We start from the raw sequence: 26,385 nt of genomic DNA, 5'->3' as shown, positions 1-26,385 counted from the left end.
TTGATGAAAAAAATTGATGCAATTATCAAACCTTTCAAGCTGGATGATGTAAGAGAAGCTTTAGCAGATGTCGGCATAACCGGAATGACAGTGACGGAAGTAAAAGGATTTGGACGCCAAAAAGGTCATACAGAACTTTATCGTGGTGCTGAATATATGGTTGATTTTTTGCCTAAAGTAAAAATTGAAATTGTTGTTCCGGACGATATTGTTGACCGTTGTATTGAAACGATAATACAGACGGCACAAACGGGAAAAATTGGTGATGGCAAAATTTTTGTTTATGATATTGCTCATGTGATCCGTATTCGAACCGGCGAGCAGGATGAAGCGGCTATTTGATTTTTAAGGGTAACAGATGGTTGAAAGTTACAAAGGAGTTGATATGGAATCTGTAACTTTTTGTTCCACCTGTTACCACTTACCCTGGTTTTAGTGAGGGTTTTAATTATTATTGTTCATTTCCCTCAATAACTTTATGTGGTCCAAAACACTCATAGTGGATGTGACTGGTATTTACTCCCATGGCGAGCAACTGTTTGGCAATAAATTTCATAAAGTTGACTGGACCACAGAAGTAATAATGCATATTTTTAAGATTAAGCTGCTCTTTTACTTTTGACAGCTCCATTAGCCCTTGGTATTGGTACTGTTCTTGTGGTCTGTCTTGCTCTCGTGGATTGTTATACCAAACGGCACTGAAGCCATGAATAAAATCGGTTAATTTATTTTTTACTTCATTAGCAAAGGCGTGATGTCCACCATGCTCTGTCGCGTGTAGCCAATTCAGTGGTGCTTTATGTTGTTGCTGATGTAGCTTTTTCAACATATTTATCATCGGCGTTAAGCCTACACCGGCTGAAATTAGTGTTACTGGTGTATCGGCATTAACGGCGAGAAAAAATCACCGCAGGGTGGTGCCAGTTTGGCTATGTCACCTTCTTTTATCTCATTATGAAGATAGTTTGACACACTTCCTCTTTCTTCACGTTTTACAGCGATACAATAACTTTTGCCATTAGGTGCATTGGTTAATGAATATTGCCGAATTTGTTGATTAGTGAGTTTTTCATTATCCTGTAGGTAAATAGTTAAATATTGTCCAGGGAGAAAATCGACTACTTCATTACCATCTTCTGGAATAAATTAAGCGTGTTGCTTAATAGTGAAATAAGGGTATTTCGGTGATTGAAGTAAATTTTAGGCTGTTCTGAGATGGAAATTCCAAAGACCGGCACTAAGGAGTAAAAAGGTATCATCAATAAAGGGTCTACGATTCCGTAAAATTTGGGTCATACAACCGAGGCGCTTGATACCCGCGATGGCGTGTTCAACCGTAATACGGATGGATGCCCGAGATTATTTTATTTTCTTGTTTTTGTTCAGGCGATAAAGGTCTTTTTCGAGTTCCTTTTTTTGGGATTTGTGTATTAGGATGCTGTTTATCTATACCTTGAAAACCGGTATCGGCCCAGATGGTTACCTCAGGGGGAATATGGCGAATTATATCGACTTTATCGAGTAAGCGTTTATCGTGACGGCGCCCATTTTTGATCATGGGGATAAATCCAATTTTCCTCGTTTCGTCAGTCATAATAAGCCCTTTTCGAGTGGTCTGTCTTTTCTTTCCCGAATACATTTTTTTTCGCCGACGCAGATTCTTAGGCTTTTGGACAGGTCGCTCTGTCCCATCAATAAAGACGTCTTTAACTCCAGGAAAGGCGCGAAAAAATTCCTCAGCAGAGCGAATTTGACGAGCGGGCAAAACACATTCGCGCCCCAAGGTCATCTCTAAAACCGGCAATAATATTTTTACCCAGCGACATACCCGTGTTCTATCTAAACCAAAAAGAAGTCCTTGCAAATCATAGGTCGGATAACATTTTAAATACAATAAAATAAAAAGCAGTTTATCTAATGGGGTTGGGATAAATCCTTTCTGCCCTGCACCCATCTGCCGCTCGTGATCTTTTCGATTCTTTTTCCGATAAATCAAATAACAAGCTGAAAATTCAGCGGCTAAATTTTTCAATTCTTCGACTGATAATCCAATGATTGCTTTACATAAACGATTATCTCGTAACAACCGCTCTTTGTTGATCATTTCAAACCGTTATTTTCTAAGTTAAACCTCTTTTTATTGTCTATAGCGTGACAAAAAATGCAAGTCTCTATTCAGCAACTATTTTATTGAAAACTGGTGATCGTTTCGCTGCGCGGGATCTTTTTAGCCACTATGTAATGACGTAAACCTCGCCAACCTCCAATACGTTCTTCATTTGTTTGGTAGATCTGCTCTTCACGGTTAATAAAGATATCGGCTAGCACGTGAAAAGCTTTAGCCCAGGCATCAATAATTTCTTTTCCAGGCTGAAATAGCTCATCAATGGTATGCAATATAGCTAGGCGACTTAATTTTGATTACAAGGTGTGTTATGAGTTATACAATTGATTTTCGACGTAAAGTAATATCTGTAAGGAAAGCCGAAGGTTTAACAATTCGAGAAACTGCGAAACAATTCCGTATTGGAAAAGCGTCTTTAGTACGTTGGCTTAAACGACCAGAGCCAAAAAATTCAACGCCACGTAAGAGGAAGCTCGATAAAAATGCTTTAGCAAAAGATGTGGAACAGTATCCAGATGCTTACCAAAAGGAACGGGCAGAGCGATTCGGTGTTTGTAAAAAGACTATTTGGCAATCCCTTAAAAAGCTGGGATTAACCTATAAAAAAACTCTATTCCATCCAAAAACCAACGAAAGCGACAGGCTGGCACATCAGCAAAAAAGACAACAGTATGAAAAAAAAGATAAATCTGTTGTTTTTATTGATGAAAGTGGTTTTTCACATGACACTCCACGAACTCACGGCTATTCCCCAAAAGGTCACCGTTGTTTTGGCCTGAAAAACTGGGGTGCTAAGGGAAGAACAAATGTTATTGGCGCTTTATTGGGAACAACCCTTTTTGCTATCGGATTATTTGATTGCAATATTAATCGTGATGTTTTTTATGTTTGGATCACAAAAATATTGCTCCCAGAACTTCCTGAAAATTCTGTTATTTTTATGGACAACGCTAGCTTTCACAAAGGTAAGAATATTGAACAGGCAATTATAAACGCAGGACACCAGATAGAATATTTGCCTGTGTATTCACCAGATTTAAATCCTATAGAACATAAATGGTCTCAAGCTAAACGTAAAAAGATGGAAACAGGATGCACTATCGATGACCTGTTTTTAATACATATGCTGTAATCAAAATTAAGTCGCCTAGCTATATCAATCAATTGGGGGAAATACTCAGTTTTCGACTTACACCAGGAAACACAGATGATCGGAAACCATTACCTGAGCTGATAAAAGATCTTTTTGGTTGTTTGTATGCGGATAAAGGGTATTTATCGGCTTCACTGAAACAGCAACTGAAGACAATGGGAATTAACCTTATAACGAATATCAAGAAGAAAATGAAGCCTGTTGAACAGACTTATTTCGACAAAGCCATCTTGCGTCATCGTTCTGTCATTGAAACGGTATTTGATGAGTTAAAAAATCTTTGCCAGATAGCGCATACGCGGCACCGCTCTCCTGCTAACTTTGTAGTGAATCTATTAGCCGGGCTGGTTGCATATTGTTTAATTCCATCTAAACCAAAGATACCTGTGGCAGGAACATATTTTCAAGCATAATTGATAATGCTTATCCCGAACTCAGGTTATTTTTAAGTTTAATTCAGCATAATATATAAATAGACAAAATCTTATAAATTAAAAGCAACTTATTGTAATTTAAACAAATTTATACGTTTTAGTAACTTGCAAATTAACCATTGCTTTTAAGCCATTTCTGGAATTTTATATGCCTGTGCGAAACTCGTGAAATTAACTAAACCTATGCCAGCAATGACATCATGTTCATTACCTGAATATTGATAATGGACCATCTCTATTTTTTTACTACGTGTTTTGGCAATCAATGTATCATCGGCAATTAGTACGCAAGGGCTTTTTTTGTCTATAGAAGGTTGAACTAATTGCCATAGGTCTTTAGGTCGAAAACATCTACTTTTTAGCCATCGACTAATAGTGTCATGAGATAAAGGCGATGGACTTACTTCTGATAACGCCGAACCAGAGTATCTTACACTGCTTACTTGTAAGAATGTTTTATAGATATTTTTAATGCATGGATAACCGGACAAAATATAAACACCCTAATTTTTTCTTGTTTTTAAATTTATACTTCTTTTTTGGAGATTGCGAAACTTGTGGCTGATAAAAATGAGCGGTTAATTTAGGGCAGGGGGAGATAAGTAAGAGGAATAGTTGATTTGACGGTCGCGATAGTTTGAGTATCTATCATATAAAGTTCCTAAGTTTTGGCCATAGTTTATAAGTTGTATTTAATATGCAACTTAAATTGTTTAATGTTAAAAGTAAATAATTAATTGTAAAACTGAGATTGAATTAGAATATTTTAATTGGCAATTAAAATCGCTATTGAGAAATGTTTTTATTTGATAATTCGGATGTGGCAATCGTTTGTGTAATTTTTTATTTTTGGGCTATCTCAGTGAGCTAAAAGAGTTTACACTGTGTGATATTCATTTAGTTGAATAAAGATTTAAAATGTGGCTGAGTCAGGAGAAGTAAATGTTAAAGCGTGAAATGAATATTGCAGATTATGATCAAGAACTATGGCAGGCAATGGAAAGTGAAGTTAAGCGTCAGGAAGAGCATATTGAGTTAATCGCTTCAGAAAATTATACCAGTCCAAGAGTTATGCAGGCTCAAGGTTCTCAACTTACGAATAAATACGCCGAAGGATATCCTGGTAAACGTTATTATGGTGGTTGTGAATATGTTGATATTGTTGAACAACTCGCTATAGATCGAGCAAAAACTTTATTTGATGCGGATTTTGCTAATGTTCAGCCACACTCAGGTTCACAAGCTAATACCGCTGTTTATATGGCCTTATTGCAACCTGGTGATACGGTATTAGGTATGAATTTGGCTCATGGTGGACATTTAACCCATGGCTCACCCGTCAATTTTTCCGGTAAGCTTTATAATATTGTTCCTTATGGTATCGATGAAGAGGGTAAAATTGATTACGACGATATAGCCACTCAGGCACAAAAGCATAAACCTAAAATGATTATTGGCGGTTTTTCTGCTTATTCAGGCGTGGTTGACTGGGCTAAAATGCGTCAAATTGCAGATAGTATTGGTGCTCATTTATTTGTTGATATGGCACATGTCGCTGGTTTGATCGCTGCGGGTGTTTATCCTAATCCTGTTCCTCATGCACATGTCGTGACGACCACTACCCATAAGACTTTGGCTGGCCCACGTGGTGGTTTGATCTTAGCTAAAGGTGGTGATGAGGCGTTTTACAAAAAACTAAATTCTGCCGTATTCCCTGGTGCTCAGGGTGGTCCGTTAATGCATGTTATTGCTGGTAAAGCGGTTGCATTAAAAGAAGCGATGGAGCCTGAATTTAAAACTTATCAACAGCAAGTGGCTAAAAATGCGAAAACGATGGTTGAAGTTTTCATCAAACGTGGTTACAAGGTTGTCTCTGGTGGAACTGAAAACCATTTATTTTTATTAGATTTAGTGGATAAAGGGATCACGGGTAAAGAGGCAGATGCTGCGCTGGGTCGTGCTAATATTACCGTCAATAAAAATAGTGTACCGAATGATCCTCAGAGCCCATTTATTACTTCAGGTATTCGTATTGGTTCACCCGCCATTACTCGTCGTGGTTTTAAAGAAAAAGAATCGGCTGAATTGGCCAATTGGATATGTGATATTTTGGATAAGATTGATGATGAAAGCGTGGTCCAAAATGTAAAACAAAAAGTATTGTTGATTTGCCAACAGTTTCCTGTATATGTTAGTCTTAACTTAATCTGACAATTCTGATTTAAAAAAGAGAGTTACCGGTTTTAATTAAAATCATTAGATAATAAAATAAAAGGTAATTCTATGTATCAAACAAATCATCCTATCATCAAACATAAAGTCGGGTTACTTAACCTTGCTGAAGAGCTTCATAACGTATCAAAAGCCTGTAAGATTATGGGGGTATCCCGAGCTACTTTCTATAGCTATCAAGAGCTTGTTAACGATGGTGGGATCGATGCCTTAATTAATTAAAATCGACGGGTACCTAACGTAAAAAATAGAGTAGGTGAACAGATTGAAAGCGCTGTAGTTGAGTATGCGATTGAATACCCTGCACACGGACAACACCGCAGTAGTAATGAACTAAGAAAAAAAGGAATTTTTGTTTCGGGAAGTGGTGTTCGTTCTATTTGGCTACGTCATCATCTTGGAAATTTTAAAAAACGTCTAAAGGCGCTAGAAGATAAAATAGCGACAGAAAGGATTATCTTGTCAGAATCACAAATCAGCGCACTCGAAAAAAGCACAGGATGATGAGGCCAATGGTGAGATTGAAACAGCACATCTGGGTTATTTGGGGTCACAGGACACTTTTTATGTCGGTCATTTAAAAGACGTTGGTCGTGTTTATCAACAGACTTACATTGATACTTACAGTAAAGTCGTTCATTGTAAGCTTTACACAACGGAAAGCGGGATAACGGCGGCAGATTTATTAAATGACAAGGTTCTGCCTTTTTACACCCAGCATGGATTACCGATTTTACGTATACTGACGGACAGAGGCAGTGAGTATTGTGGTAAAGTTGAGCATCACGATCATCAACTTTATCTCGCTATCAACGATATTGATCATACAAAAACTAAAGCTCGTTCACCTCAAACCAATGGGATTTGTGAACGCTTTCATAAAACTGTATTACAAGATTCTATCAGGTGGCTTTTCGTAAGAAATCTTCGGTAATTTAGCCGAATTACAAGCTGATTTAGACAAATGGTTAGACGAATACAATAACCAAACGCACTCATCAAGAAAAAATGTGTTGCGGTCGAACTCCTATGGCAACTTTATACGAGGGAAAACAACTTTGGAGAGAAAAAGATTTAAATCAAATTTAACCTGACAGATACTGTATAAATAACCGGTAGCTGTCAGATCAAGTCTGAGCTACTACATTTCAGCCAATGAAAGCTGAGTAGACCGTCTACGACGCTTACTACCGTTATTCAGCAAAATTTCATGCATTTTTGGCTCGAAGTCTTTACAAAAATCATCCATCAGGCAATAAAGTTCAGTAAGATTTTCCATCATTGTTTAACAATGCTCTACTCTTTAACAAGATTGTTAGAGTATTTTAACGAAATATGCGCATTCAACTATTTGAATAGCAAGACTTTCACTTTATTTCTTATCCCGAACTCAGGTTAATTACGACTTTGGGTCTATTTGCTGGCTTAATGCTGCTCTTTGCTGTTGGATTTACCGTAAGTTCACATGGGTTATGGTTATTATTTATCATGTTGGCTTTCAATCTCTTTTTTTCACCGATGATACCTTTAACCGATGCGTTAGCCGCGACTTGGCAAAAACAGTTAACTGTTGCTGAAGTGATCGTGTTTACCTTTAGCCATGTCCTTTTTCGTCATTGGCAGGTAAGTGGATTATTATTGTTATCAGCTAGTTGCGCGGTTGTTCGTTGGGGATTGATGGCCTATTTTACCACTTTACCAATACTAATAACCCCCTGATCTGCTCAGCAATAGCATTTTTGATTACATGCCAATTTTGTTGATAAATAGTTATTTTTTCAGATATACGGCGTTTATGTTGTTCAAACCACGCAGAAATTGCGAGAAAATATGATTTCTTTGCACCCGACTCGTGCGAGCCTGACAGCGTTCAATACCACAATTTTGTTTAACTTCTCGATGATAAACTTCAACAGACCAACGGGCATCCATGATAGATTTGACGTATTCACGGGTGGGATTGTCTTTGTTTGTTACTAAGTAATTAATACGGCCGTTTTTGGCTATAAATTTGAAAACTGTCACCCAACCATAACCTCGTAAGTGTATTAAGGTTCCTTCTTCTGAGATGTCTAACTTGTTCAATTGTATATTACGGGTAACAATCCGATTTTTTCTCAGCGTAGTTACCCAAACCCAACCATGAGATCGAATTGATTTCAGATTATCCAGGCTAGAATACCAAGCATCCATCGCTACCGCTTCAGGCTTGATCCCTCTTTTTTTAGCAAGAGCGAGCATTTCGGAAAAGTGCGTGTTTTTTGTTTTTCCATCAGAATCTTTATCATAAATAACCTGAGTTCGGGATAAGAAATAAAGTGAAAGTCTTGCTATTCAAATAGTTGAATGCGCATATTTCGTTAAAATACTCTAACAATCTTGTTAAAGAGTAGAGCATTGTTAAACAATGATGGAAAATCTTACTGAACTTTATTGCCTGATGGATGATTTTTGTAAAGACTTCGAGCCAAAAATGCATGAAATTTTGCTGAATAACGGTAGTAAGCGTCGTATAGCTAGGCGACTTAATTTTGATTACAAGGTGTGTTATGAGTTATACAATTGATTTTCGACGTAAAGTAATATCTGTAAGGAAAGCCGAAGGTTTAACAATTCGAGAAACTGCGAAACAATTCCGTATTGGAAAAGCGTCTTTAGTACGTTGGCTTAAACGACCAGAGCCAAAAAATTCAACGCCACGTAAGAGGAAGCTCGATAAAAATGCTTTAGCAAAAGATGTGGAACAGTATCCAGATGCTTACCAAAAGGAACGGGCAGAGCGATTCGGTGTTTGTAAAAAGACTATTTGGCAATCCCTTAAAAAGCTGGGATTAACCTATAAAAAAACTCTATTCCATCCAAAAACCAACGAAAGCGACAGGCTGGCACATCAGCAAAAAAGACAACAGTATGAAAAAAAAGATAAATCTGTTGTTTTTATTGATGAAAGTGGTTTTTCACATGACACTCCACGAACTCACGGCTATTCCCCAAAAGGTCACCGTTGTTTTGGCCTGAAAAACTGGGGTGCTAAGGGAAGAACAAATGTTATTGGCGCTTTATTGGGAACAACCCTTTTTGCTATCGGATTATTTGATTGCAATATTAACCGTGATGTTTTTTATGTTTGGATCACAAAAATATTGCTCCCAGAACTTCCTGAAAATTCTGTTATTTTTATGGACAACGCTAGCTTTCACAAAGGTAAGAATATTGAACAGGCAATTATAAACGCAGGACACCAGATAGAATATTTGCCTGTGTATTCACCAGATTTAAATCCTATAGAACATAAATGGTCTCAAGCTAAACGTAAAAAGATGGAAACAGGATGCACTATCGATGACCTGTTTTTAATACATATGCTGTAATCAAAATTAAGTCGCCTAGCTATAACGGCACTGTTTGAGTCAATTAAGGGAAAGTGCACAGGTCTGTCGGTTGCCGATTCTACTCCGATAGCTGTGTGTGATAACTTACGGATCCGCCGGCATAAAGTCTTCGATGGGATAGCTGAACGAGGAAAAACCTCAACAGGTTGGTTCTTTGGTTTCAAACTTCATGTAATTATCAATCATTTGGGGGAAATACTCAGTTTTCGATTTACACCAGGAAACACAGATGATCGGAAACCATTACCTGAGCTGATAAAAGATCTTTCTGGTTGTTTGTATGCGGATAAAGGGTATTTATCGGCTTCACTGAAACAGCAACTGAAAACAATGGGAATTAACCTTATAACGAATATCAAGAAGAAAATGAAGCCTGTTGAACAGACTTGTTTCGACAAAGCCATCTTGCGTCATCGTTCTGTCATTGAAACGGTATTTGATGAGTTAAAAAATCTTTGTCAGATAGCGCATACGCGGCACCGCTCTCCTGCTAACTTTGTAGTGAATTTATTAGTCGGGCTGGTTGCACCAAAGATACCGGTGGCAGGAACATATCTTTAAGCATAATTGATAATGCTTATCCCGAACTCAGGTTAAATACGATAAGCATGTTGCTCAATAGTGAAATAAAGTTGCTTAAAATAAAAACAAGTTAGATACATCTAAAAAATACAAAAATAGTTTATTTTTTAATCTTACATAGGTTATTTTTAATGCAAAAATTGATGATTTTATCATCATCGGCTGGTTTTTTTGTAAGTCATAATTAATTTTGCTATTGAGCAACAGGCTTGATAATCAATAGGAATTGATTCAACAGTTGTTAGATTATGCCAAAGTAAATTAACTAAACCTATGCCAGCAATAACATCATGTTCATTACCTGAATATTGATAATGGACCATCTCTATTTTTTTACTACGTCACGAGTTTCGCACAGGCATATAAAATTCCAGAAATGGCTTAAAAGCAATGGTTAATTTGCAAGTTGCTAAAACGTAAAATTTGTTTAAATTACAATAAGTTGCAATTAATTTATAAGATTTTGTCTATTTATATATTATGCTGAATTAAACTTAAAAATAGAGCGTTTTTTTATTGGTGCGAAACTCGTGTACGTGTTTTGGCAATCAATGTATCATCGGCAATTAGTGCGCAAGGGCTTTTTTTGTCTATAGAAGGTTGAACTAATCGCCATAGGTCTTTAGGTCGAAAACATCTACTTTTTAGCCATCGGCTAACAGTGTCATGAGATAAAGGCGATGGGCTTACTTCTGATAACGCCAAACCAGAGTATCTTACACTGCTTACTTGTAAGAATGTTTTATAGATATTTTTAATGCGTGGATAACCGGACAAAATATGAACATCCTAATTTTTTCTTGTTTTGAACTTTATACTTCTTTTTCGGAGCTTGCGAAACTCGTGATAGTGGTACTTTTACTGTTTGTCATCTGGCGGCAATGCGTTTTATTAGTGCACGTAGCGAAGGTGAAATTATTCCGCTACAAGCATTTTATTCGGCATTTGGGTTAGGAGGTGGTTTAGCGGTAGTGACAATTGTGGTGGGTTTTGTTTATGAACATTTACCTTTTCACCATAACTGGGTATTTTGGTTAATGGTATTGATTGTCATTCCAGCACTATTTATTCGCCCGAATAAAAAAATAACATCATTAAATTCGATGGAATAGCCGAACAATTAAGTTAAAGTTGTTCATTTAATTTGAATAACAGATAAATATTAACCAACTATGCAGATAAAAAATTTTTTATTAAAACTAAACAAGCTGGCCAATCATTAAAATATCCCTTAATGCCTGAAAAGGAATAGGGGTTTTATATCCAATTAAGAAATAAAGCACCGACAACAAGAGTAAATATTGAAAATATTTAGCGGGTTTATTTAACTAATAAAGCCATGGTGAATTTCTACCATTTGCAGCCTTCACCAACTTAGTAAATGACAAAGTTACGCCATCAAGACATTATTAACTCAATATAACTTTGGCTATTGCTTTTTAAGTGCATTGTTTAGCTTTTCAATGGATCGCTTAACTCAGTCTGCATTTCTAGCACCATTTTTTTCACTATCCGTGGACTGCCAGCTAACAGATTGCCAGAGGTGAGATAATTATGTCCGCCAACGAAGTCGGTTACAATTCCACCGGCTTCACGCACTAATAGTTCTCCAGCCATAAAATCCCACGGCTTTAAGCCAATCTCAAAAAAGCCATCGACACGGCCAGCAGCAACATAGGCTAAGTCCAAAGCCACTGAACCTGTGCGGCGAAAATCGGCACATTTTTTAAATAGTTTAGCGATAATATTAATATATGCAGCTGAATGTTGTTTCGCTTTGAAAGGAAAACCCGTGGCAATAATTGCCCCTTCTAATTCATTATTATTTTTAAGACGAAGGCGGTAACCGTTTAATTGTGCACCTTGCCCACGTACCGCAGTAAATAGCTCATTAAGCATAGGATTATAAATAGCGGCGATTTCTGTACGGTCGTTAATACGTACTGCAATGGAGACGGCAAAATGGGGTAAGCGTTTAGTAAAATTGGTTGTGCCATCCAAAGGATCAATAACCCACTGAATATCATTTTTTTCACCAAGTATTTGACCACTCTCTTCGGTAATGATGGTATGAGTAGGATAAGATTTTTGAATGACTTCAATAATGATTTGTTCTGCTTTTTTATCTATATTGGTCACGAAACCATTTTGGCCTTTTGCCATTATTTCGATAGAGTCAGGTTTTTCATAGCTTTTAGCAATAAAGTTACCTGCTTGGCGAGCTGCTCGTATAGCGATAGTTAGCATTGGATGCATGGGTTATTTCCACTGGAATGTTAAAGAACAAGGTTTAAGCGATCGGCAGTATAACAGAGATTCGTCAACATGACTATGATTGTGGTAGAATAGCCTGATTATTAACGCCGAATAAAGACAATCATGCTAGAAAATATTCGCCTTATTTTGGTTGAAACATCGCATACCGGAAATATGGGATCAACTGCCCGTGCGATGAAAACGATGGGACTAACTAATTTGTACTTAGTTAATCCACTCATATTGCCGGATGCACAGGCTATTGCATTATCAGCTGGCGCCAGTGATGTTATTAGTCAAGCGATTATTGTGAAAACATTAGATCAAGCTTTGCTTGGATGCAGCTTGGTAATTGGAACGAGTGTGCGCGATCGTACGTTATCATGGCCACAGGTAACGCCTCGCGAATGTGGCGAAAAAACCGTCCGTCAGGCAATAAATTCTCCGGTGGCTATCATTTTTGGCCGCGAACGAGTTGGTTTAACAAATGAAGAACTACAGAGATGCCAATATCATCTTCATATTCCAACCAACCCTGAATATGGTTCACTCAATTTAGCAATGGCTGTTCAATTGATCAGTTATGAAATTCGTATGGCATACCTAGCAATAAATGAAAAAAAATCCTCGGTAGATAATGAAGATAGGGTACAATATCCGCCATTTGAGGATATAGAACGATTTTATATCCATCTTGAAGCAGTGCTCAATGTATCTGGATTTATCAGAAAGCGTCACCCTGGGCAAATCATGAATAAATTGCGACGTTTATTTACTCGAGCGCGTCCCGAAGTGCAGGAACTTCATATTTTGCGTGGTATTCTCACATCAATTGAAAAATGGCATAAATAATAGTTGAGTAAATTACTAGGTTAAATAGTTGACTAAAACACTCTGGAATGACACAATTTTTGTCACATTTAACCATGGGGATATATTATGAGACTCACATCTAAAGGACGCTATGCAGTAACAGCCATGCTGGATGTGGCATTGCATTCAAAGACAGGGCCTGTGCCATTGGCTGATATATCGGAACGTCAGGGCATTTCTCTTTCTTATCTTGAGCAACTTTTTTCTCGACTTCGCAAAAACGAACTGGTTTCCAGTGTTCGTGGCCCTGGCGGCGGATATTTATTAGGTCGGGAAGCGAAAAATATTTTTATTGCTCAAGTGATTTCTGCTGTTGATGAGTCTGTTGATGCCACTCGTTGTCAGGGAAGAAAAGAAGGATGTCAAGGTGGAGAGCGTTGTTTGACCCATGCACTTTGGCGTGATTTAAGTGACCGTATTACCAGTTTTCTTAGTAATATTAGCTTGGAGGAATTGGTCAATAATCAAGAAGTACAAGAAGTTGCTGATCGTCAAGATAACGATAAACACCATGTGAGAATGACTCATCAATCCGAACCCATTATTAATATACGAGCATAAATTGCACGGTTCTACAAAATAGAATAATTGCAAAGTGATAAAATTTTGAGGCGTTTTTCGTCTTATGGAGCTAGTGAGTTAATGAAACTACCGATTTATTTAGACTACTCGGCGACCACACCGGTTGATCCTCGTGTTGCTGAAAAAATGATCCAGTGTATGACAATGGATGGCAATTTTGGTAATCCATCATCCCGCTCTCATGGTTTTGGCTGGCGGGCTGAAGAAGCTGTTGATATTGCGCGAAATCAGATTGCTGAATTAGTCAATGCGGATCCGCGTGAGATTGTTTTTACTTCAGGAGCGACTGAATCAGATAACCTAGCTGTGAAAGGGGTTGCTAATTTCTATCAGAAAAAAGGTAAACATATCATTACCAGTAAAACCGAGCATAAAGCGGTTTTGGATACTTGCCGTCAACTTGAGCGTGAAGGTTTTGAAGTGACTTACCTTCCACCACAAAATAGCGGTCTTATTGATTTATATGAACTTGAAGCGGCTATGCGTGATGATACAATTTTGGTTTCTATCATGCATGTCAATAATGAGATTGGAATCATTCAAGATATTGCCTCTATTGGCGAACTTTGCCGCAATCGAGGAATTTTTTTTCATGCTGATGCTACCCAAGCGGTCGGTAAATTACCGATTGATTTGAGTAAACTAAAAGTTGATTTAATGTCTTTCTCAGCACATAAACTGTATGGACCAATGGGAATAGGTGCACTTTATGTGCGTCGTAAACCCCTTATTCGACTTGAAGCCCAACAACATGGCGGTGGTCATGAACGAGGCATGCGCTCAGGGACATTACCTGTCCACCAAATTGTAGGAATGGGCGAAGCTTATCGAATTGCTAAAGCAGAAATGGCGGTAGAGTCTGATAGATTAAATGCCTTACGCCAACGTTTATGGAATGGCATTAAGAATATTGAAGAAGTTTATCTTAATGGCTCTCTGGTAAATGGCGCACCTCATATTCTGAATGTCAGTTTTAACTATGTAGAAGGTGAATCATTAATGATGGCACTCAAAGATTTGGCTGTCTCATCAGGTTCCGCGTGTACATCGGCAAGCCTCGAACCTTCATATGTACTAAGGGCATTGGGAATGAATGATGAGTTAGCTCATAGCTCAATTCGTTTCTCATTTGGTCGATTCACAACAGAAGAAGAAATCGATTATGCCATCCAGCTAATCCATAATGCGATAGGTCGGCTGCGTGATCTTTCTCCGCTATGGGAGATGTATAAGCAGGGTGTCGATCTTAATAGAATTGAATGGGCTCATCATTAATAGACGGTTTCAGGAGTTTACAATATGGCATATAGTGAGGAAAGTGATTGATCATTATGAAAATCCACGTAGCGTAGGTTCGTTTAATAATGATAATCCAATGGTGGCAGTGGGATGGTAGGGGCACCTGCATGCGGTGATGTCATGAAGCTTCAGATCAAAGTTAATGACGCAGGCATCATCGAAGATGCGCGTTTTAAAACTTATGGCTGTGGTTCGGCGATTGCCTCTAGTTCATTAGTAACGGAATGGATGAAAGGTAAGACACTGGATGAAGCGGAGACTATCAAAAATACGGCTATTGCAGAGGAATTAGAGCTGCTTCCGGTTAAAATTTACTGTTCTATTTTGGCAGAAGATGCGATTAAAGCCGCCATTGCAGACTATAAAAATAAACGGCAAAGCAAATAATTAATTAATAGTAAAAATCCCTTTTAGGCGTGATGCTATTTTATTTTTGTTTATAGTATCAGCCTGCACTGGTTTTGATTGAGAGGTGTTGTATGTCAATTTCTCTAACAGAAAATGCTGCAGAGTGTATTCTGACTTTCTTTCATAACCGAGGAAAAGGTGAAGGATTACGTTTAGGCGTTAGGACTTCTGGCTGCTCAGGCATGGCTTATGTGCTTGAATTTGTTGATATCATTAATGAAGACGATACAATATTTGAAGACAAAGACGTGAAAGTTATCGTTGATGGTAAAAACATTGTTTATCTCAATGGGATAGAATTGGATTTTGTTAATGAAGGTTTTAAGTTTAACAATCCTAACAGCAAAAATGAGTGTGGCTGCGGTGAAAGCTTTAACGTATGAGAATTTATTTATTATTTGTTAAGTCCAAAACTAAATAGATGATATGGCAAATTTTTCAACCGTCTATTTAATATTTTCAACTTAGAGCATTTATGGATTATTTTACCCTTTTTGGTCTGATATTTTCATATTCTACACGAGTTTCGTAATCTCCAAAAAAGAAGTATAAATTTAAAAACAAGAAAAAATTAGGGTGTTCATATTTTGTCCGGTTATCCATGCATTAAAAATATCTATAAAGCATTCTTACAAGTAAGCAGTGTAAGGTATTCTGGTTTGGCGTTATCAGAAGTAAGCCCATCGCCTTTATCTCATGACACTGTTAGCCGATGGCTAAAAAGTAGATGTTTTCGACCTAAAGACTTATGGCGATTAGTTCAACCTTCTATAAACAAAAAAAGCTCTTGCGTACTAATTGCCGATGATACATTGATTGCCAAAACACGTACACGAGTTTCGCACCAATAAAAAAACGCTTTATTTTTAAGTTTAATTCAGCATAATATATAGATAGACAAAATCTTATAAATTAAAAGCAACTTATTGTAATTTAAACAAATTTATACGTTTTAGTAACTTGCAAATTAACCATTGCTTTTAAGCCATTTCTGGAATTTTATATACCTGTGCGAAACTCGTGACGTAGTAAAAAAATAGAGATGGTCCATTATCAACATTCAGGTAATGAACATGATGTTATTGCTGGCATAGGTTTAGTTAATTTACTTTGGCATAATCTAACAACTGTTGAATCAATTCCTATTGATTATCGTATTTATGATAAAGATTCTGATGGAAAAACAAAAAACACGCACTTTTCCGAAACGCTCGCACTTGCTAAAAAAAGAGGGATCAAGCCTGAAGCGATAGCGATGGATGCTTGGTATTCTAGCCTGGATAATCTGAAATCAATTCGATCTCATGGTTGGGTTTGGGTAACTACGCTGAGAAAAAATCGGATTGTTAACCGTAATATACAATTGAACAAGTTAGACATCTCAGAAGAAGGAACCTTAATACACTTACGAGGTTATGGTTGGATGACAGTTTTCAAATTTATAGCCAAAAACGGCCGTATTAATTACTTAGTAACAAACAAAGACAATCCCACCCGTGAATACGTCAAATCTATCATGGATGCCCGTTGGTCTGTTGAAGTTTATCATCGAGAAGTTAAACAAAATTGTGGTATTGAACGCTGTCAGGCTCGCACGAGTCAGGCGCAAAGAAATCATATTTTTCTCGCTATTTCTGCGTGGTTTGAACAACATAAACGCCGTATATCTGAAAAAATAACTATTTATCAACAAAATTGGCATGTAATCAAAAATGCTATTGCTGAGCAGATCAGGGGGTTATTAGTATACCCAAATTAGGTTTGTGCTAAGCTCGTGATATTTATCAATTATTCCATAAACACAATATGACAAACTAAGGCGGGAAGAGGGAATGGAAAAGCAGATCATGCAAGTCTCGCTATCTTATCAAGTAGCGGCGCCTTGTTGGGGAAAGAATGCATTAATCAGTTCTAGTGAACAAGGGATAGTCATTCATCTGAAGCCACAAGCAAAACTGTGTGCTATCCAAGGTGCTGGTCGTAGATTGGACAGTCAAGGCATTCATCATGTCCTGTTAGCAGGTAATGACTGGGACTTGGAAAAAAGTTGGGCATTTTGGCAAGGCTTTAGAGCACCTAAGGGAGCACGTTCGATTGAATGGCCAAATTTATCTGAAAATGAAAAAAAAGAGCTACAGTATCGCATCCGAATTATTGATTGGGTACGCGATATTATTAATGCACCGGCTGAAGAATTATCGCCTGAACAGTTGGCTCAGCGTAGCGCTGATTTATTATGTGAAATAGTAAAAGATAATATTAACTGCCGTATCATTCAGGGGGAAGAGTTAGCCAAACAGAAATATAGTGGAATTTATACTGTAGGCCGTGGCTCAAGCCGTCCACCCGCATTACTAGTGCTGGATTATAATCCAACTGGCAATTTAAAAGCACCGGTATTTGCTTGTTTAGTAGGAAAGGGAATTACGTTTGATTCTGGTGGTTATAGCATAAAACTATCTTCATCAATGAATTCAATGAAAGCCGATATGGGTGGGGCAGCTATGTTAACTGGGGCGTTAGCCTTAGCAATAAGCCGAGGTTTAAAACAACGAGTAAAACTTTTCCTCTGCATTGCCGATAATATGGTTAGTGGTAATGCCTTTAAATTAGGTGATATTATTCGCTACCGTAACGGCAAATCTGTTGAAATTATGAATACCGATGCGGAGGGAAGACTGGTTTTAGCAGATGGATTGATCGATGCTTGCAAAGAAAAACCAGCATTAATTATTGATGCTGCTACGTTAACCGGCGCCGCTAAAATCGCGGTAGGTAACGATTACCAATCGGTATTGAGTTTTGATGACAAATTGGTGGCTGAATTGATGTCAGCAGCAGAAATGGAGAATGAACTCTTTTGGCGATTACCTTTAGCTGAATTTCATCGCCGACAATTACCTTCTGGATTTGCTGATCTCAATAATATTGCATCACCTTCTCATTCTGCGGGCGCCAGCACCGCTGCTGCTTTCTTATCTCATTTTGTTGAAAATTATCATAAGGGGTGGTTACATATCGATTGTTCGGCGGCTTATCGTAAATCTGCTATGAATTTATGGGCGGAAGGTGCGACTGGCATTGGCGTCAGGACGATTGCTAGTTTATTGCTAAAAAAAGCAAAATAGCGGTTATTTGGTATGATTATTTACCCAGAAATATTATTTCCTTGGGTAAATAATTAGTTAGCAAAAGAGTATTAGTTAGGAAAGAAGCTAAAATGGCAGCTGATAAAATCAATCAAGCCGCGCTGATGACTACCATTACGGTGCTAGGCGGTAGTGTCATTAAATTGCGCATACCTGAAACTATGCCGCAACAATTAATCAATGTGCTGTGTCAATTTTTCCAACAACATAAAATCATACGCCGTGCTTTTTTGCTGCAAGCGGAGGATGATACTGTAGTAGAAGCGTCGGTTATGCTTATTGCTTTAGAAATTAATATTGGCTATGAAAAAGAAGGGCAACAATTAATTCCACAGTTAGGAAGCATAGTGCTTGATTATCTGGAAACTAATCAGTCAGTTGATTTTTATTTTTTGCAACCGAATAGTACAGGTATCGATCATTTTATTGTGCGCCATACGCAGCCATTTTATCAACGTAAAATAGGGGGCTGGTTGCGTAGCACCATTGCTGTTAAAAATTGTTAAATTATTCACCCATTATTCCCTTATTTATACCCCCGCTTTTTTTATATTTAAATTTGTTTATGCCTAAATCTTAAAGAGAATTGGGCAGATTATTGTTTGTGATCATGTCTCGTGTTTTAAGTTTTATAAAAATGTGATTTAAGCTAAAGAAATAAAAAAATTAACAAAATTTATCGTTAAGTGGGCAATTGAATTGCCAATATTTATAATAGCTAGCTATTTTGCCTTAATAAAAATGATGACAAATCTTTTTCTTGGCAGGCAGATGCAAGGCAAAAATATCATGATGAAAAATAACAGCGAAGAGGATTTCTAATGACGATACAACGCACGTTTTCCATTATTAAGCCAAATGCGGTTAAGAAAAATGTTATTGGTGCGATTTATGGCCGGTTTGAGCAAGCTGGATTCGAAATTATTGCTGCTAAAATGGTGCATTTAAGCGAAGAACAGGCAGCTGGATTTTATGCTGAGCATAAAGGTAAGCCTTTTTTTGCTGGATTAGTCGAGTTTATGACCTCAGGCCCCATAATGTTGCAAGTTTTAGCGAGCAACGATGCTATACAGCGTTATCGTGATTTGATGGGTGCAACGGATCCCGCTAAGGCATTGCCAGGGACATTACGTGCTGATTATGCTGGTAGTTTTACCGAAAATGCAGTCCATGGTTCAGATTCTGTCGCGTCCGCAGAGCGAGAAATTGCTTTTTTCTTTACTGATGACGAAATTTGTCCGCGTTAACAAACAGAAATAGGATATTATTAGCAAAATATTAATAAAGTTTGTAAAATACCATGCCTTGTTAAGTGATTTATTGACAAGGTTATGGCATATAAAGCTATTAAAATAACCTAAGTTCGGGATAAGAAATAAAGTGAAAGTCTTGCTATTCAAATAGTTGAATGCGCATATTTCGTTAAAATACTCTAACAATCTGGTTAAAGAGTAGAGTATTGTTAAACATTTATGGAAAATCTTACTGAACTTTATTGCCTGATGGATGATTTTTGTAAAGACTTAGAGCCCAAAATGCATGAAATTTTGCTGAATAACGGTAGTAAGCGTCGTAGACGGTCTACTCAGCTTTCATTGGTTGAAATGATGACACTGGTTGTTTTGTTTCATCAACTCCGATTCAGCCAATTCAAGGTATTTTATCTCTATCATGTCCGTTTATATCTCAGGAAGGAATTTCCTAACTTGCCATCATATTCACGCTGTGTAGAGTTACTTCCGCGCAGTGCCTTAGCTTTAACGGCACTGTTTGAGTCAATTAAGGGAAAGTGCACGGGTCTGTCGGTTGCCGATTCTACTCCGATAGCTGTGTGTGATAACTTACGGATTCGCCGGCATAAAGTCTTCGATGGGATAGCTGAACAAGGAAAAACCTCAACAGGTTGGTTCTTTGGTTTCAAACTTCATGTAATTATCAATCATTTGGTGGAAATACTCGGTTTTCGACTTACACCAGGAAACACAGATGATCGGAAACCATTACCTGAGCTGATGAAAGATCTTTCTGGTTGTTTGTATGCGGATAAAGGGTATTTATCGGCTTCATTGAAACAGCAACTGAAAACAATGGGAATTAACTTTATAACGAATATCAAGAAGAAAATGAAGCCTGTTGAACAGACTTGTTTCGACAAAGCCATCTTGCGTCATCGTTCTGTCATTGAAACGGTATTTGATGAGTTAAAAAATCTTTGTCAGATAGCGCATATGCGGCACCGCTCTCCTGCTAACTTTGTAGTGAATTTATTAGCAGGGCTGGTTGCATATTGTTTAATTCCATCTAAACCAAAGATACCTGTGGCAGGAACATCTCTTCAAGCATAATTGATGATGCTTATCCCGAACTCAGGTTAAAATAAGATTTAATGCCAATAAATATAGTTAATTATTAAAAATCTACAGTTTTCGCCGAAAAGTGTAATAACGAGGCAATAAAAATGTTTCAATCTAAAACAACAGCGCAGTGGGTGCCCTCTTTTTCTCTTGTTACCAAATCAACAAAAGTTAATTTGTTGGATATGGATCGTAAACAGATGCGGCAATTTTTTAGTGACATGGACGAAAAACCATTTCGGGCCGATCAGGTAATGAAATGGATTTATCACCACTGTTATGATGATTTTGATTTGATGACTGATATCAATAAGGTGTTGCGGACTAAATTAAAAGCAGTTGCTGAAATTCGGGCGCCTGAAATTGCGCAAGAGCAGCGTTCTGCTGATGGCACTATCAAATGGGCAATCACGGTAGGTGAGCAACAAGTCGAAACAGTCTATATTCCTGAAGATGATCGAGCGACACTTTGTGTCTCTTCTCAAGTTGGCTGTGCCCTTGAATGTAAGTTTTGTTCAACTGCTCAACAAGGTTTCAATCGTAACTTACGCGTTGCAGAAATCATAGGCCAGGTGTGGCGGGCTTCTAAAGTCATTGGCTCTTTGAAATCTAGTGGCCGGCGCCCAATTACCAATGTTGTGATGATGGGAATGGGAGAGCCCCTATTAAATCTAAACAATGTTATTCCAGCAATGGAAATTATGGTGGATGATTTTGGCTTTGGATTGTCAAAACGACGGGTGACTTTATCGACGTCTGGTGTTGTGCCTGCGCTTGATAAATTGGGTGATATGATCGATGTTGCTTTGGCAATTTCCTTGCATGCTCCGACTGATGAAATTCGTGATCAGATTGTACCTATTAATAAAAAATACAATATTGAAACCTTCCTGGCTAGTGTTCGGCGTTATCTCACTAAATCTAATGCAAATCAGGGACGTGTTACAGTTGAGTATGTCATGCTAAATGGCGTGAATGATAGTATTGAACATGCACATCAGCTAGCTGAATGTCTTAGGCATACGCCTAGCAAAATTAATTTAATTCCTTGGAACCCATTTCCTGGTGCGCCTTACAGCCGCAGTTCTAATAGCCGTATTGATCGTTTTGCAAAAGTATTGATGAAATACGATTATACTACTATTGTGCGTAAAATACGTGGCGATGATATTAATGCGGCCTGTGGTCAATTAGCGGGTGAAGTTATTGATCGAACAAAACGAACATTGAAAAAACGGCTTGTTGGTGAACCAATTATAGTAAAAGCAGTCTGAATATTAATTATGTAAATAAAGGGAATTAGATATCATAATTCCTTTTATTACCAGCTATATAAACAAACGAGAGTGATATGATAAGGATATCTATCATTAATATTCTATTTTTAGTGGGTTTATTAATAGGATGTACTAGTATTAATAAAGACGTTGATATTGCGATTGTGACACGGACACAGCTAGGCATTGCTTATTTATTTATCAGCAGGGAATTATCCAGCAGCATTTTATCATTTTAAGAAGATAATGCTGGCAGAGCCAAAAAATGGGATAGCAAATTTAGGCATGGCGGTCATTATGCGTCAGCAAAAGCAACCAGCTTTAGCATTAAAATATTTTAAAGTGGCAATTCGTTCGTCAGCAATCAATAACACAAGTATGCGATATTATTATTTAGACTTTTTATGCTCTGAAAACATATCTGAGGAGATAATTAAATTGAGGAAAGAGGAAGAACGTAGTGGGCTGAATTGTCAAAATATTTCAAAAATAAAATAAGAAATATTATCGGTATGAAGGTTTTTTATTAACTTATAGATGAAGTTTTTTAAAAGCCTTCATGATGTTAAAACTCAAAAAAGACCAATATTTCCGCGAATGAATAGCAAACCTAAAACAGAAAAAACAGAAATCACCGTTGGCCAACGTTTATTGCAGGCACGGGAAACGCTTGGTCTTTCCCGAGAAATCGTTGCCGAGCGACTTTGCTTAAAAGTATGCACAGTACGTGAGATAGAAGAAGATAGCAATTCCCATAATGTTGATCCTACTTTCTTGCGTGGCTACATTCGTTCTTATGCAAAATTAGTGAAAATTCCAGAAAAAGAGATTCTCGAATTATTGGATAAACATACACCAGCAAAAGCAGTTGTAGTTTCTCCTATGCAGAGTTATTCTCTAGGAAAAACCCGTAAAAAACGCGAAGGCTGGTTAATGAAATTTACTTGGCTAATTATCATTATTTGTATTGCTATGGTAGGTATTTGGTGGTGGCAAGGTTATAAAGTACAAAAACAAGAAATTGCCACGATGGCTGAACAGAATCGCTCGAATATTGCTCAAATGCCGGCAGATCCACCTTCTTATACTCCTGGTGAAGCAGCAGAGACTGAACAAAATAATTTAAATACATCGTCGACAGAAACTAATGTGCAGCCGGTAACCTCATCGATAGCTAATAATGTCGTATCACCGGCTCCTAAAACGCCATTAACTTCTGAAACACAAAAAAATAGTGATATAAATGCTAATATCGAGTCAGTAAATCCAGCAGAAGTAAAAACAGTACCATTGCCAGGCAGTATGAATAATAATAGTAATCCAGAACGAGATAGAACAGCAGAGGCTTCTGCTGATAATGATGCTGCTAGTATAGAATCTGGTGATGGAGTTGTTATGAACTTTAAAGGGGAGTGCTGGTTAGAAGTTCGTGATGCTAAAGGTAAGATTTTATTTAGTGGTATTAAAAATGCAGGCCAGAAACTTGAATTAAATGGTGAACTTCCTTATCAATTTAATATTGGTATACCCGCCAATGCTAATCTGTTATTCAGAGGTAATTCCGTTGATCTAAATCGCTTTATTAAAGCTAATCGTTCAGCCAAGTTTAAATTGCCTGGATTGTAAATGAATATTGTAAGACAACATCTATAAATAATGATAAATTGTGAACAAATTAAGAAGCCATCGTCAATTCGATGGCTTTAATTATAGAAATAGCGCAACTTATTAAACATGGATGTTGAAGGAGAGTAATATGCATAATCAATCACCGATAAAAAGGCGTAAATCAACGCGCATTTATGTAGGAAATGTTCCCGTTGGTGATGGTGCACCCATCACAGTACAATCTATGACAAATACGTGGACAACGGATGTTGAAGCGACAGTTAAACAGATTAAATCTTTAGAACGAGTGGGCGTTGATATTGTGCGTGTTTCTGTGCCTACAATGGATGCAGCAGAAGCGTTTAAGCTTATTAAGCAACAAGTTAATATTCCTGTTATTGCTGATATCCATTTTGATTATCGTATTGCACTAAAAGTTGCTGAATATGGTGTGGATTGTTTACGTATCAATCCAGGTAATATTGGTAATGAAGAACGTATTCGTCAGGTTGTTGACTGTGCACGTGATAAAAATATTCCTATTCGGATTGGCGTTAATGGTGGTTCATTAGAAAAAGATATTCAAGAAAAATATGGGGAACCCACGCCAGCAGCGTTAGTTGAATCGGCTATGCGCCATGTGGATATATTAGATAGATTGAATTTCGATCAATTTAAAATTAGCGTTAAAGCTTCAGATGTTTTTTTGGCCGTAGGCGCATACCGTTTACTGGCTGATAAAATTAATCAACCTTTGCATTTAGGTATTACCGAATCGGGTGGAGTGCGAGCCGGTTCGGTGAAATCTGCTATCGGACTGGGAATGTTATTGTCTGAGGGGATTGGTGATACATTACGTATCTCATTAGCTGCTGATCCGGTTGAAGAAGTTAAAGTCGGTTTTGATATTTTGAAATCTCTGCGTATTCGCTCGCGAGGTATTAATTTTATTGCTTGTCCAACCTGCTCACGTCAAGAATTTGATGTCATTGGTACCGTTAATGCATTAGAAGAACGGTTAGAAGATATTATTACCCCGATGGACGTTTCAATTATTGGTTGTGTTGTTAATGGTCCTGGTGAAGCCGAGGTTTCTACCCTTGGCGTCACAGGGGCAAGAGCAAAGAGCGGATTTTATGAAGACGGGGTTCGTCAAAAAGAACGTTTAGATAATGTTGATATGATCGAACAGTTGGAAGCTAAAATTCGGGCAAAGGCCGTTACGTTGGATGAAAATTGGCGGATTGATATTGAACAATTAGATAAATAATTTAATCATATTGGCTCATAGAGTAATGAGCCGATTTTGTTTATGCATTGCACCCTGTTAATATTCACTTTTATAATCCATATTATGGTAGATTTTTAAATAGAGAAATAACGTGGCTAAAAACATTCAATCTATTCGCGGTATGAATGACTGTCTTCCTGCCGATATTCAATTCTGGCAAAAAATTGAAAACAAATTAAAACAAATCCTTGCTAGTTATGGTTTTAGTGAGATTCGAACTCCCATCGTAGAGCAAACCTCATTATTTTCTCGCGCAATAGGTGAGGTCACTGATGTGGTTGAAAAAGAGATGTATACCTTTGATGACAGGGATGGTGACAGCTTAACACTGCGTCCAGAGAATACAGCTGGTTGTGTACGCGCTGGGATCGAACATGGTTTATTGTATAATCAGCAACAACGTCTATGGTATTTAGGCCCGATGTTTCGTTATGAGCGGCCACAAAAAGGGCGTTATCGCCAATTCCATCAGTTAGGTGCTGAAGTTTTTGGTTTAGCCGGGCCCGATATTGATGCCGAACTTATCATGATGACAGCACGTTGGTGGCGTGAGTTGGGGATCACTAACCATGTTTCACTGGAATTAAACTCGATTGGTTCATTAGCAGCGCGCGCAAAATATCGTCAGGCATTAGTCACTTTTTTGCAACAGTATGAAGATAAATTGGATGAAGATTGCCGACGTCGACTGTCGACTAACCCGTTACGCATCCTTGATTCAAAAAATCCTGACGTGCAAAAACTGCTTAATGATGCGCCATTACTTGCTGATTATCTTGATGATGACTCGAAACAACATTTTTCCGGACTTTGTAAATTACTTGATGCAGCAGGCGTTCAATATCGAATTAATCAACGTTTAGTTCGTGGTTTAAATTATTATAATCGTACTGTATTTGAATGGGTTACTGATGCATTAGGTGCGCAGGGTACGGTATGCGCTGGTGGCCGTTATGATGGTCTGGTCGTGCAGCTTGGTGGGCGAGCGACCACCGCGGTAGGTTTTGCGATGGGAATGGAGCGCATGGTGTTATTGGTGCGACAGCTTAATCCAGATTTTGTTGATGACTGTACCTTAGTTGATGTTTATCTGGTTGCCTGTGGTGAGGCAAGTCAACAGGCAATATTAGTCCTGGCGGAAAAAATTCGCGATAAATTGCCGGCGTTGAAATTAATGACTCATCATGGCGGCGGTAACTTTAAAAAACAGTTAGCTCGCGCAGATAAATACCAGGCGAAAATTGCGCTAATTTTAGGTGAAGATGAGTGTCAATCTGATGAAGTCACAATAAAAGATTTGCGTACTGGCGAACAGGAAAAAATTTCTCAGCAGAATGTTGCTGTACGTTTGGTTGAACTTTTAGGTTAAA

General features: G+C 37.8%; 24 protein-coding genes and 12 pseudogenes. 26 read left to right on the top strand and 10 right to left on the bottom strand.

Going from position 1 to position 26,385, the window contains the following annotated elements; genetic code table 11:
- The first annotated feature begins 3 nt into the window (after positions 1–3).
- Complete coding sequence (gene glnB / locus AYJ55_RS13410; RefSeq protein ID WP_063656903.1) at positions 4–342, top strand: nitrogen regulatory protein P-II; 339 nt, start codon at positions 4–6, stop codon at positions 340–342.
- 109 nt (positions 343–451) lie between these two features.
- Here the strand turns inward: glnB and AYJ55_RS33225 are convergent, their stop codons facing one another.
- The 4 genes from AYJ55_RS33225 to AYJ55_RS13395 all read right to left on the bottom strand — a co-directional run bounded on the left by AYJ55_RS33225 (position 452) and on the right by AYJ55_RS13395 (position 2,397).
- Complete coding sequence (locus AYJ55_RS33225; RefSeq protein WP_074168060.1) at positions 452–838, bottom strand: NO-inducible flavohemoprotein; 387 nt, start codon at positions 836–838, stop codon at positions 452–454.
- Between the two features lie 32 nt (positions 839–870).
- Positions 871–1,089 (bottom strand): FAD-binding oxidoreductase, encoded by a 219-nt coding sequence (locus AYJ55_RS33220; RefSeq protein WP_245677376.1) that lies wholly within the window; start codon positions 1,087–1,089, stop codon positions 871–873.
- Between the two features lie 241 nt (positions 1,090–1,330).
- On the bottom strand, positions 1,331–2,104 hold the full coding sequence (locus AYJ55_RS13400; protein WP_063656901.1) for a transposase family protein: 774 nt from the start codon (positions 2,102–2,104) through the stop codon (positions 1,331–1,333).
- Positions 2,105–2,187: 83 nt separating this feature from the next.
- Positions 2,188–2,397: a hypothetical protein gene (locus tag AYJ55_RS13395; protein WP_063656900.1), complete on the bottom strand. Its 210-nt coding sequence runs from the start codon at positions 2,395–2,397 to the stop codon at positions 2,188–2,190.
- 38 nt (positions 2,398–2,435) lie between these two features.
- Here AYJ55_RS13395 and AYJ55_RS13390 point away from each other — a divergent pair, with 38 nt between their 5' ends.
- Together AYJ55_RS13390 and AYJ55_RS13385 are read left to right on the top strand one after the other, a co-directional pair.
- Positions 2,436–3,257: an IS630 family transposase gene (locus tag AYJ55_RS13390; RefSeq protein ID WP_063654603.1), complete on the top strand. Its 822-nt coding sequence runs from the start codon at positions 2,436–2,438 to the stop codon at positions 3,255–3,257.
- Positions 3,258–3,280: 23 nt separating this feature from the next.
- Positions 3,281–3,691: pseudogene (locus AYJ55_RS13385) on the top strand (IS982 family transposase); the annotation flags it as partial.
- Between the two features lie 191 nt (positions 3,692–3,882).
- Here the strand turns inward: AYJ55_RS13385 and AYJ55_RS13380 are convergent.
- Positions 3,883–4,203: pseudogene (locus AYJ55_RS13380) on the bottom strand (IS701 family transposase); the annotation flags it as partial.
- 451 nt (positions 4,204–4,654) lie between these two features.
- Between AYJ55_RS13380 and glyA the strand changes: the two are divergent.
- Together glyA and AYJ55_RS29065 are read left to right on the top strand one after the other, a co-directional pair.
- Positions 4,655–5,923: a serine hydroxymethyltransferase gene (glyA, locus tag AYJ55_RS13375; protein ID WP_063656897.1), complete on the top strand. Its 1,269-nt coding sequence runs from the start codon at positions 4,655–4,657 to the stop codon at positions 5,921–5,923.
- A 72-nt stretch (positions 5,924–5,995) separates the two neighbouring features.
- Positions 5,996–7,033: pseudogene (locus tag AYJ55_RS29065) on the top strand (IS481 family transposase).
- A gap of 55 nt (positions 7,034–7,088) precedes the next feature.
- On the opposite strand, the pseudogene AYJ55_RS30820 reads toward AYJ55_RS29065, so the two are convergent.
- Positions 7,089–7,223 (bottom strand): annotated as a pseudogene (locus AYJ55_RS30820) (IS982 family transposase); the annotation flags it as partial.
- Positions 7,224–7,372: 149 nt separating this feature from the next.
- Here AYJ55_RS30820 and AYJ55_RS13360 point away from each other — a divergent pair.
- Positions 7,373–7,663, top strand: a complete 291-nt coding sequence (locus AYJ55_RS13360; RefSeq protein ID WP_162505560.1) for an MFS transporter — start codon at positions 7,373–7,375, stop codon at positions 7,661–7,663.
- Here the strand turns inward: AYJ55_RS13360 and AYJ55_RS13355 are convergent.
- Positions 7,632–8,236, bottom strand: a pseudogene (locus AYJ55_RS13355) (transposase); the annotation flags it as partial. The gene AYJ55_RS13360 and the pseudogene AYJ55_RS13355 sit on opposite strands and share 32 nt — an antisense overlap.
- 118 nt (positions 8,237–8,354) lie before the next feature.
- Between AYJ55_RS13355 and AYJ55_RS36070 the strand changes: the two are divergent.
- From AYJ55_RS36070 to AYJ55_RS13345, 3 genes and pseudogenes are all read left to right on the top strand, one after another.
- A pseudogene (locus AYJ55_RS36070) lies at positions 8,355–8,456 on the top strand (IS982 family transposase); the annotation flags it as partial.
- Positions 8,457–8,493: 37 nt separating this feature from the next.
- Complete coding sequence (locus AYJ55_RS13350) at positions 8,494–9,315, top strand: IS630 family transposase (RefSeq protein ID WP_063654603.1); 822 nt, start codon at positions 8,494–8,496, stop codon at positions 9,313–9,315.
- Between the two features lie 21 nt (positions 9,316–9,336).
- Positions 9,337–9,897 (top strand): annotated as a pseudogene (locus AYJ55_RS13345) (IS982 family transposase); the annotation flags it as partial.
- A 176-nt stretch (positions 9,898–10,073) separates the two neighbouring features.
- On the opposite strand, the gene AYJ55_RS29060 reads toward AYJ55_RS13345, so the two are convergent.
- Together AYJ55_RS29060 and AYJ55_RS29055 are read right to left on the bottom strand one after the other, a co-directional pair.
- The gene (locus tag AYJ55_RS29060) at positions 10,074–10,241 is read right to left on the bottom strand and encodes a hypothetical protein (protein WP_187153263.1); all 168 of its coding nucleotides are present in this window, start codon (positions 10,239–10,241) and stop codon (positions 10,074–10,076) included.
- A gap of 205 nt (positions 10,242–10,446) precedes the next feature.
- Positions 10,447–10,695 (bottom strand): annotated as a pseudogene (locus AYJ55_RS29055) (IS701 family transposase); the annotation flags it as partial.
- A 71-nt stretch (positions 10,696–10,766) separates the two neighbouring features.
- Here AYJ55_RS29055 and AYJ55_RS13340 point away from each other — a divergent pair.
- Positions 10,767–11,030, top strand: a pseudogene (locus tag AYJ55_RS13340) (3-phenylpropionate MFS transporter); the annotation flags it as partial.
- 340 nt (positions 11,031–11,370) lie between these two features.
- Here the strand turns inward: AYJ55_RS13340 and suhB are convergent.
- Positions 11,371–12,174, bottom strand: a complete 804-nt coding sequence (suhB, locus tag AYJ55_RS13335; protein ID WP_063656891.1) for an inositol-1-monophosphatase — start codon at positions 12,172–12,174, stop codon at positions 11,371–11,373.
- A 123-nt stretch (positions 12,175–12,297) separates the two neighbouring features.
- On the opposite strand from suhB, the gene trmJ reads away from it, so the two are divergent.
- The 16 genes and pseudogenes from trmJ to hisS all read left to right on the top strand — a co-directional run bounded on the left by trmJ (position 12,298) and on the right by hisS (position 26,384).
- Entirely contained in the window at positions 12,298–13,026 is a 729-nt protein-coding gene (gene trmJ, locus AYJ55_RS13330; protein WP_063656890.1) for a tRNA (cytosine(32)/uridine(32)-2'-O)-methyltransferase TrmJ, read from the top strand.
- A gap of 87 nt (positions 13,027–13,113) precedes the next feature.
- A complete protein-coding gene (iscR, locus tag AYJ55_RS13325; protein WP_063656889.1) occupies positions 13,114–13,608 on the top strand; it encodes a Fe-S cluster assembly transcriptional regulator IscR in 495 nt (164 codons plus the stop codon).
- 81 nt (positions 13,609–13,689) lie between these two features.
- Positions 13,690–14,904 (top strand): IscS subfamily cysteine desulfurase, encoded by a 1,215-nt coding sequence (locus tag AYJ55_RS13320; protein WP_063656888.1) that lies wholly within the window; start codon positions 13,690–13,692, stop codon positions 14,902–14,904.
- A 24-nt stretch (positions 14,905–14,928) separates the two neighbouring features.
- Positions 14,929–15,315, top strand: a pseudogene (gene iscU / locus AYJ55_RS13315) (Fe-S cluster assembly scaffold IscU).
- 92 nt (positions 15,316–15,407) lie between these two features.
- The gene (iscA, locus tag AYJ55_RS13310) at positions 15,408–15,719 is read left to right on the top strand and encodes an iron-sulfur cluster assembly protein IscA (protein ID WP_063656887.1); all 312 of its coding nucleotides are present in this window, start codon (positions 15,408–15,410) and stop codon (positions 15,717–15,719) included.
- 204 nt (positions 15,720–15,923) lie between these two features.
- Positions 15,924–16,165 (top strand): annotated as a pseudogene (locus AYJ55_RS29050) (IS701 family transposase); the annotation flags it as partial.
- 195 nt (positions 16,166–16,360) lie between these two features.
- Positions 16,361–17,095, top strand: a pseudogene (locus AYJ55_RS13305) (IS701 family transposase); the annotation flags it as partial.
- Positions 17,096–17,168: 73 nt separating this feature from the next.
- Positions 17,169–18,464, top strand: a complete 1,296-nt coding sequence (gene pepB, locus AYJ55_RS13300; protein ID WP_063656885.1) for an aminopeptidase PepB — start codon at positions 17,169–17,171, stop codon at positions 18,462–18,464.
- A 92-nt stretch (positions 18,465–18,556) separates the two neighbouring features.
- Positions 18,557–18,991 carry an enhanced serine sensitivity protein SseB C-terminal domain-containing protein gene (locus AYJ55_RS13295; RefSeq protein WP_063656884.1) on the top strand — a complete coding sequence of 145 codons (435 nt, stop codon included), beginning with the start codon at positions 18,557–18,559 and terminating at the stop codon, positions 18,989–18,991.
- Between the two features lie 315 nt (positions 18,992–19,306).
- Positions 19,307–19,732, top strand: a complete 426-nt coding sequence (gene ndk, locus AYJ55_RS13290) for a nucleoside-diphosphate kinase (RefSeq protein WP_063656883.1) — start codon at positions 19,307–19,309, stop codon at positions 19,730–19,732.
- Between the two features lie 225 nt (positions 19,733–19,957).
- Positions 19,958–20,830, top strand: a complete 873-nt coding sequence (locus tag AYJ55_RS13285; protein WP_063656882.1) for an IS982 family transposase — start codon at positions 19,958–19,960, stop codon at positions 20,828–20,830.
- A gap of 113 nt (positions 20,831–20,943) precedes the next feature.
- Positions 20,944–22,113, top strand: a complete 1,170-nt coding sequence (gene rlmN, locus AYJ55_RS13280; protein ID WP_063656881.1) for a dual-specificity RNA methyltransferase RlmN — start codon at positions 20,944–20,946, stop codon at positions 22,111–22,113.
- 189 nt (positions 22,114–22,302) lie between these two features.
- Positions 22,303–22,614, top strand: a complete 312-nt coding sequence (locus AYJ55_RS13275) for a tetratricopeptide repeat protein (RefSeq protein WP_162505557.1) — start codon at positions 22,303–22,305, stop codon at positions 22,612–22,614.
- A 99-nt stretch (positions 22,615–22,713) separates the two neighbouring features.
- Positions 22,714–23,742 (top strand): cytoskeleton protein RodZ, encoded by a 1,029-nt coding sequence (rodZ, locus tag AYJ55_RS13270; RefSeq protein ID WP_063656960.1) that lies wholly within the window; start codon positions 22,714–22,716, stop codon positions 23,740–23,742.
- Between the two features lie 130 nt (positions 23,743–23,872).
- Positions 23,873–24,994 (top strand): flavodoxin-dependent (E)-4-hydroxy-3-methylbut-2-enyl-diphosphate synthase, encoded by a 1,122-nt coding sequence (gene ispG, locus AYJ55_RS13265; protein WP_063656880.1) that lies wholly within the window; start codon positions 23,873–23,875, stop codon positions 24,992–24,994.
- A gap of 112 nt (positions 24,995–25,106) precedes the next feature.
- Positions 25,107–26,384, top strand: a complete 1,278-nt coding sequence (gene hisS / locus AYJ55_RS13260) for a histidine--tRNA ligase (protein ID WP_063656879.1) — start codon at positions 25,107–25,109, stop codon at positions 26,382–26,384.
- Position 26,385: the final 1 nt, after the last annotated feature.

The organism is Candidatus Arsenophonus triatominarum (assembly GCF_001640365.1).
GTDB classification, from domain to species: Bacteria; Pseudomonadota; Gammaproteobacteria; order Enterobacterales; family Enterobacteriaceae; genus Arsenophonus; species Arsenophonus triatominarum.
The sequence above is the reverse complement of the archived record's forward strand: the minus strand, read 5'-3'. Positions and strand labels throughout refer to the sequence as shown.

Bases quoted from the DNA above. Each gene is read 5' to 3' on its own strand.
- ispG (WP_063656880.1), top strand. From the start codon at position 23,873: ATGCATAATCAATCACCGATAAAAAGGCGTAAATCAACGCGCATTTAT.
- rodZ (WP_063656960.1), top strand. From the start codon at position 22,714: ATGAATAGCAAACCTAAAACAGAAAAAACAGAAATCACCGTTGGCCAA.
- pepB (WP_063656885.1), top strand. From the start codon at position 17,169: ATGGAAAAGCAGATCATGCAAGTCTCGCTATCTTATCAAGTAGCGGCG.
- iscA (WP_063656887.1), top strand. From the start codon at position 15,408: ATGTCAATTTCTCTAACAGAAAATGCTGCAGAGTGTATTCTGACTTTC.
- AYJ55_RS13320 (WP_063656888.1), top strand. From the start codon at position 13,690: ATGAAACTACCGATTTATTTAGACTACTCGGCGACCACACCGGTTGAT.
- iscR (WP_063656889.1), top strand. From the start codon at position 13,114: ATGAGACTCACATCTAAAGGACGCTATGCAGTAACAGCCATGCTGGAT.
- glyA (WP_063656897.1), top strand. From the start codon at position 4,655: ATGTTAAAGCGTGAAATGAATATTGCAGATTATGATCAAGAACTATGG.
- glnB (WP_063656903.1), top strand. From the start codon at position 4: ATGAAAAAAATTGATGCAATTATCAAACCTTTCAAGCTGGATGATGTA.
- ndk (WP_063656883.1), top strand. From the start codon at position 19,307: ATGACGATACAACGCACGTTTTCCATTATTAAGCCAAATGCGGTTAAG.
- AYJ55_RS13285 (WP_063656882.1), top strand. From the start codon at position 19,958: ATGGAAAATCTTACTGAACTTTATTGCCTGATGGATGATTTTTGTAAA.
- suhB (WP_063656891.1), bottom strand. From the start codon at position 12,174: ATGCATCCAATGCTAACTATCGCTATACGAGCAGCTCGCCAAGCAGGT.
- rlmN (WP_063656881.1), top strand. From the start codon at position 20,944: ATGTTTCAATCTAAAACAACAGCGCAGTGGGTGCCCTCTTTTTCTCTT.
- AYJ55_RS13295 (WP_063656884.1), top strand. From the start codon at position 18,557: ATGGCAGCTGATAAAATCAATCAAGCCGCGCTGATGACTACCATTACG.
- AYJ55_RS13390 (WP_063654603.1), top strand. From the start codon at position 2,436: ATGAGTTATACAATTGATTTTCGACGTAAAGTAATATCTGTAAGGAAA.
- AYJ55_RS29060 (WP_187153263.1), bottom strand. From the start codon at position 10,241: ATGGTCCATTATCAATATTCAGGTAATGAACATGATGTTATTGCTGGC.
- AYJ55_RS33225 (WP_074168060.1), bottom strand. From the start codon at position 838: ATGATAAATATGTTGAAAAAGCTACATCAGCAACAACATAAAGCACCA.
- trmJ (WP_063656890.1), top strand. From the start codon at position 12,298: ATGCTAGAAAATATTCGCCTTATTTTGGTTGAAACATCGCATACCGGA.
- AYJ55_RS13360 (WP_162505560.1), top strand. From the start codon at position 7,373: ATGCTGCTCTTTGCTGTTGGATTTACCGTAAGTTCACATGGGTTATGG.
- AYJ55_RS13350 (WP_063654603.1), top strand. From the start codon at position 8,494: ATGAGTTATACAATTGATTTTCGACGTAAAGTAATATCTGTAAGGAAA.
- AYJ55_RS13400 (WP_063656901.1), bottom strand. From the start codon at position 2,104: ATGATCAACAAAGAGCGGTTGTTACGAGATAATCGTTTATGTAAAGCA.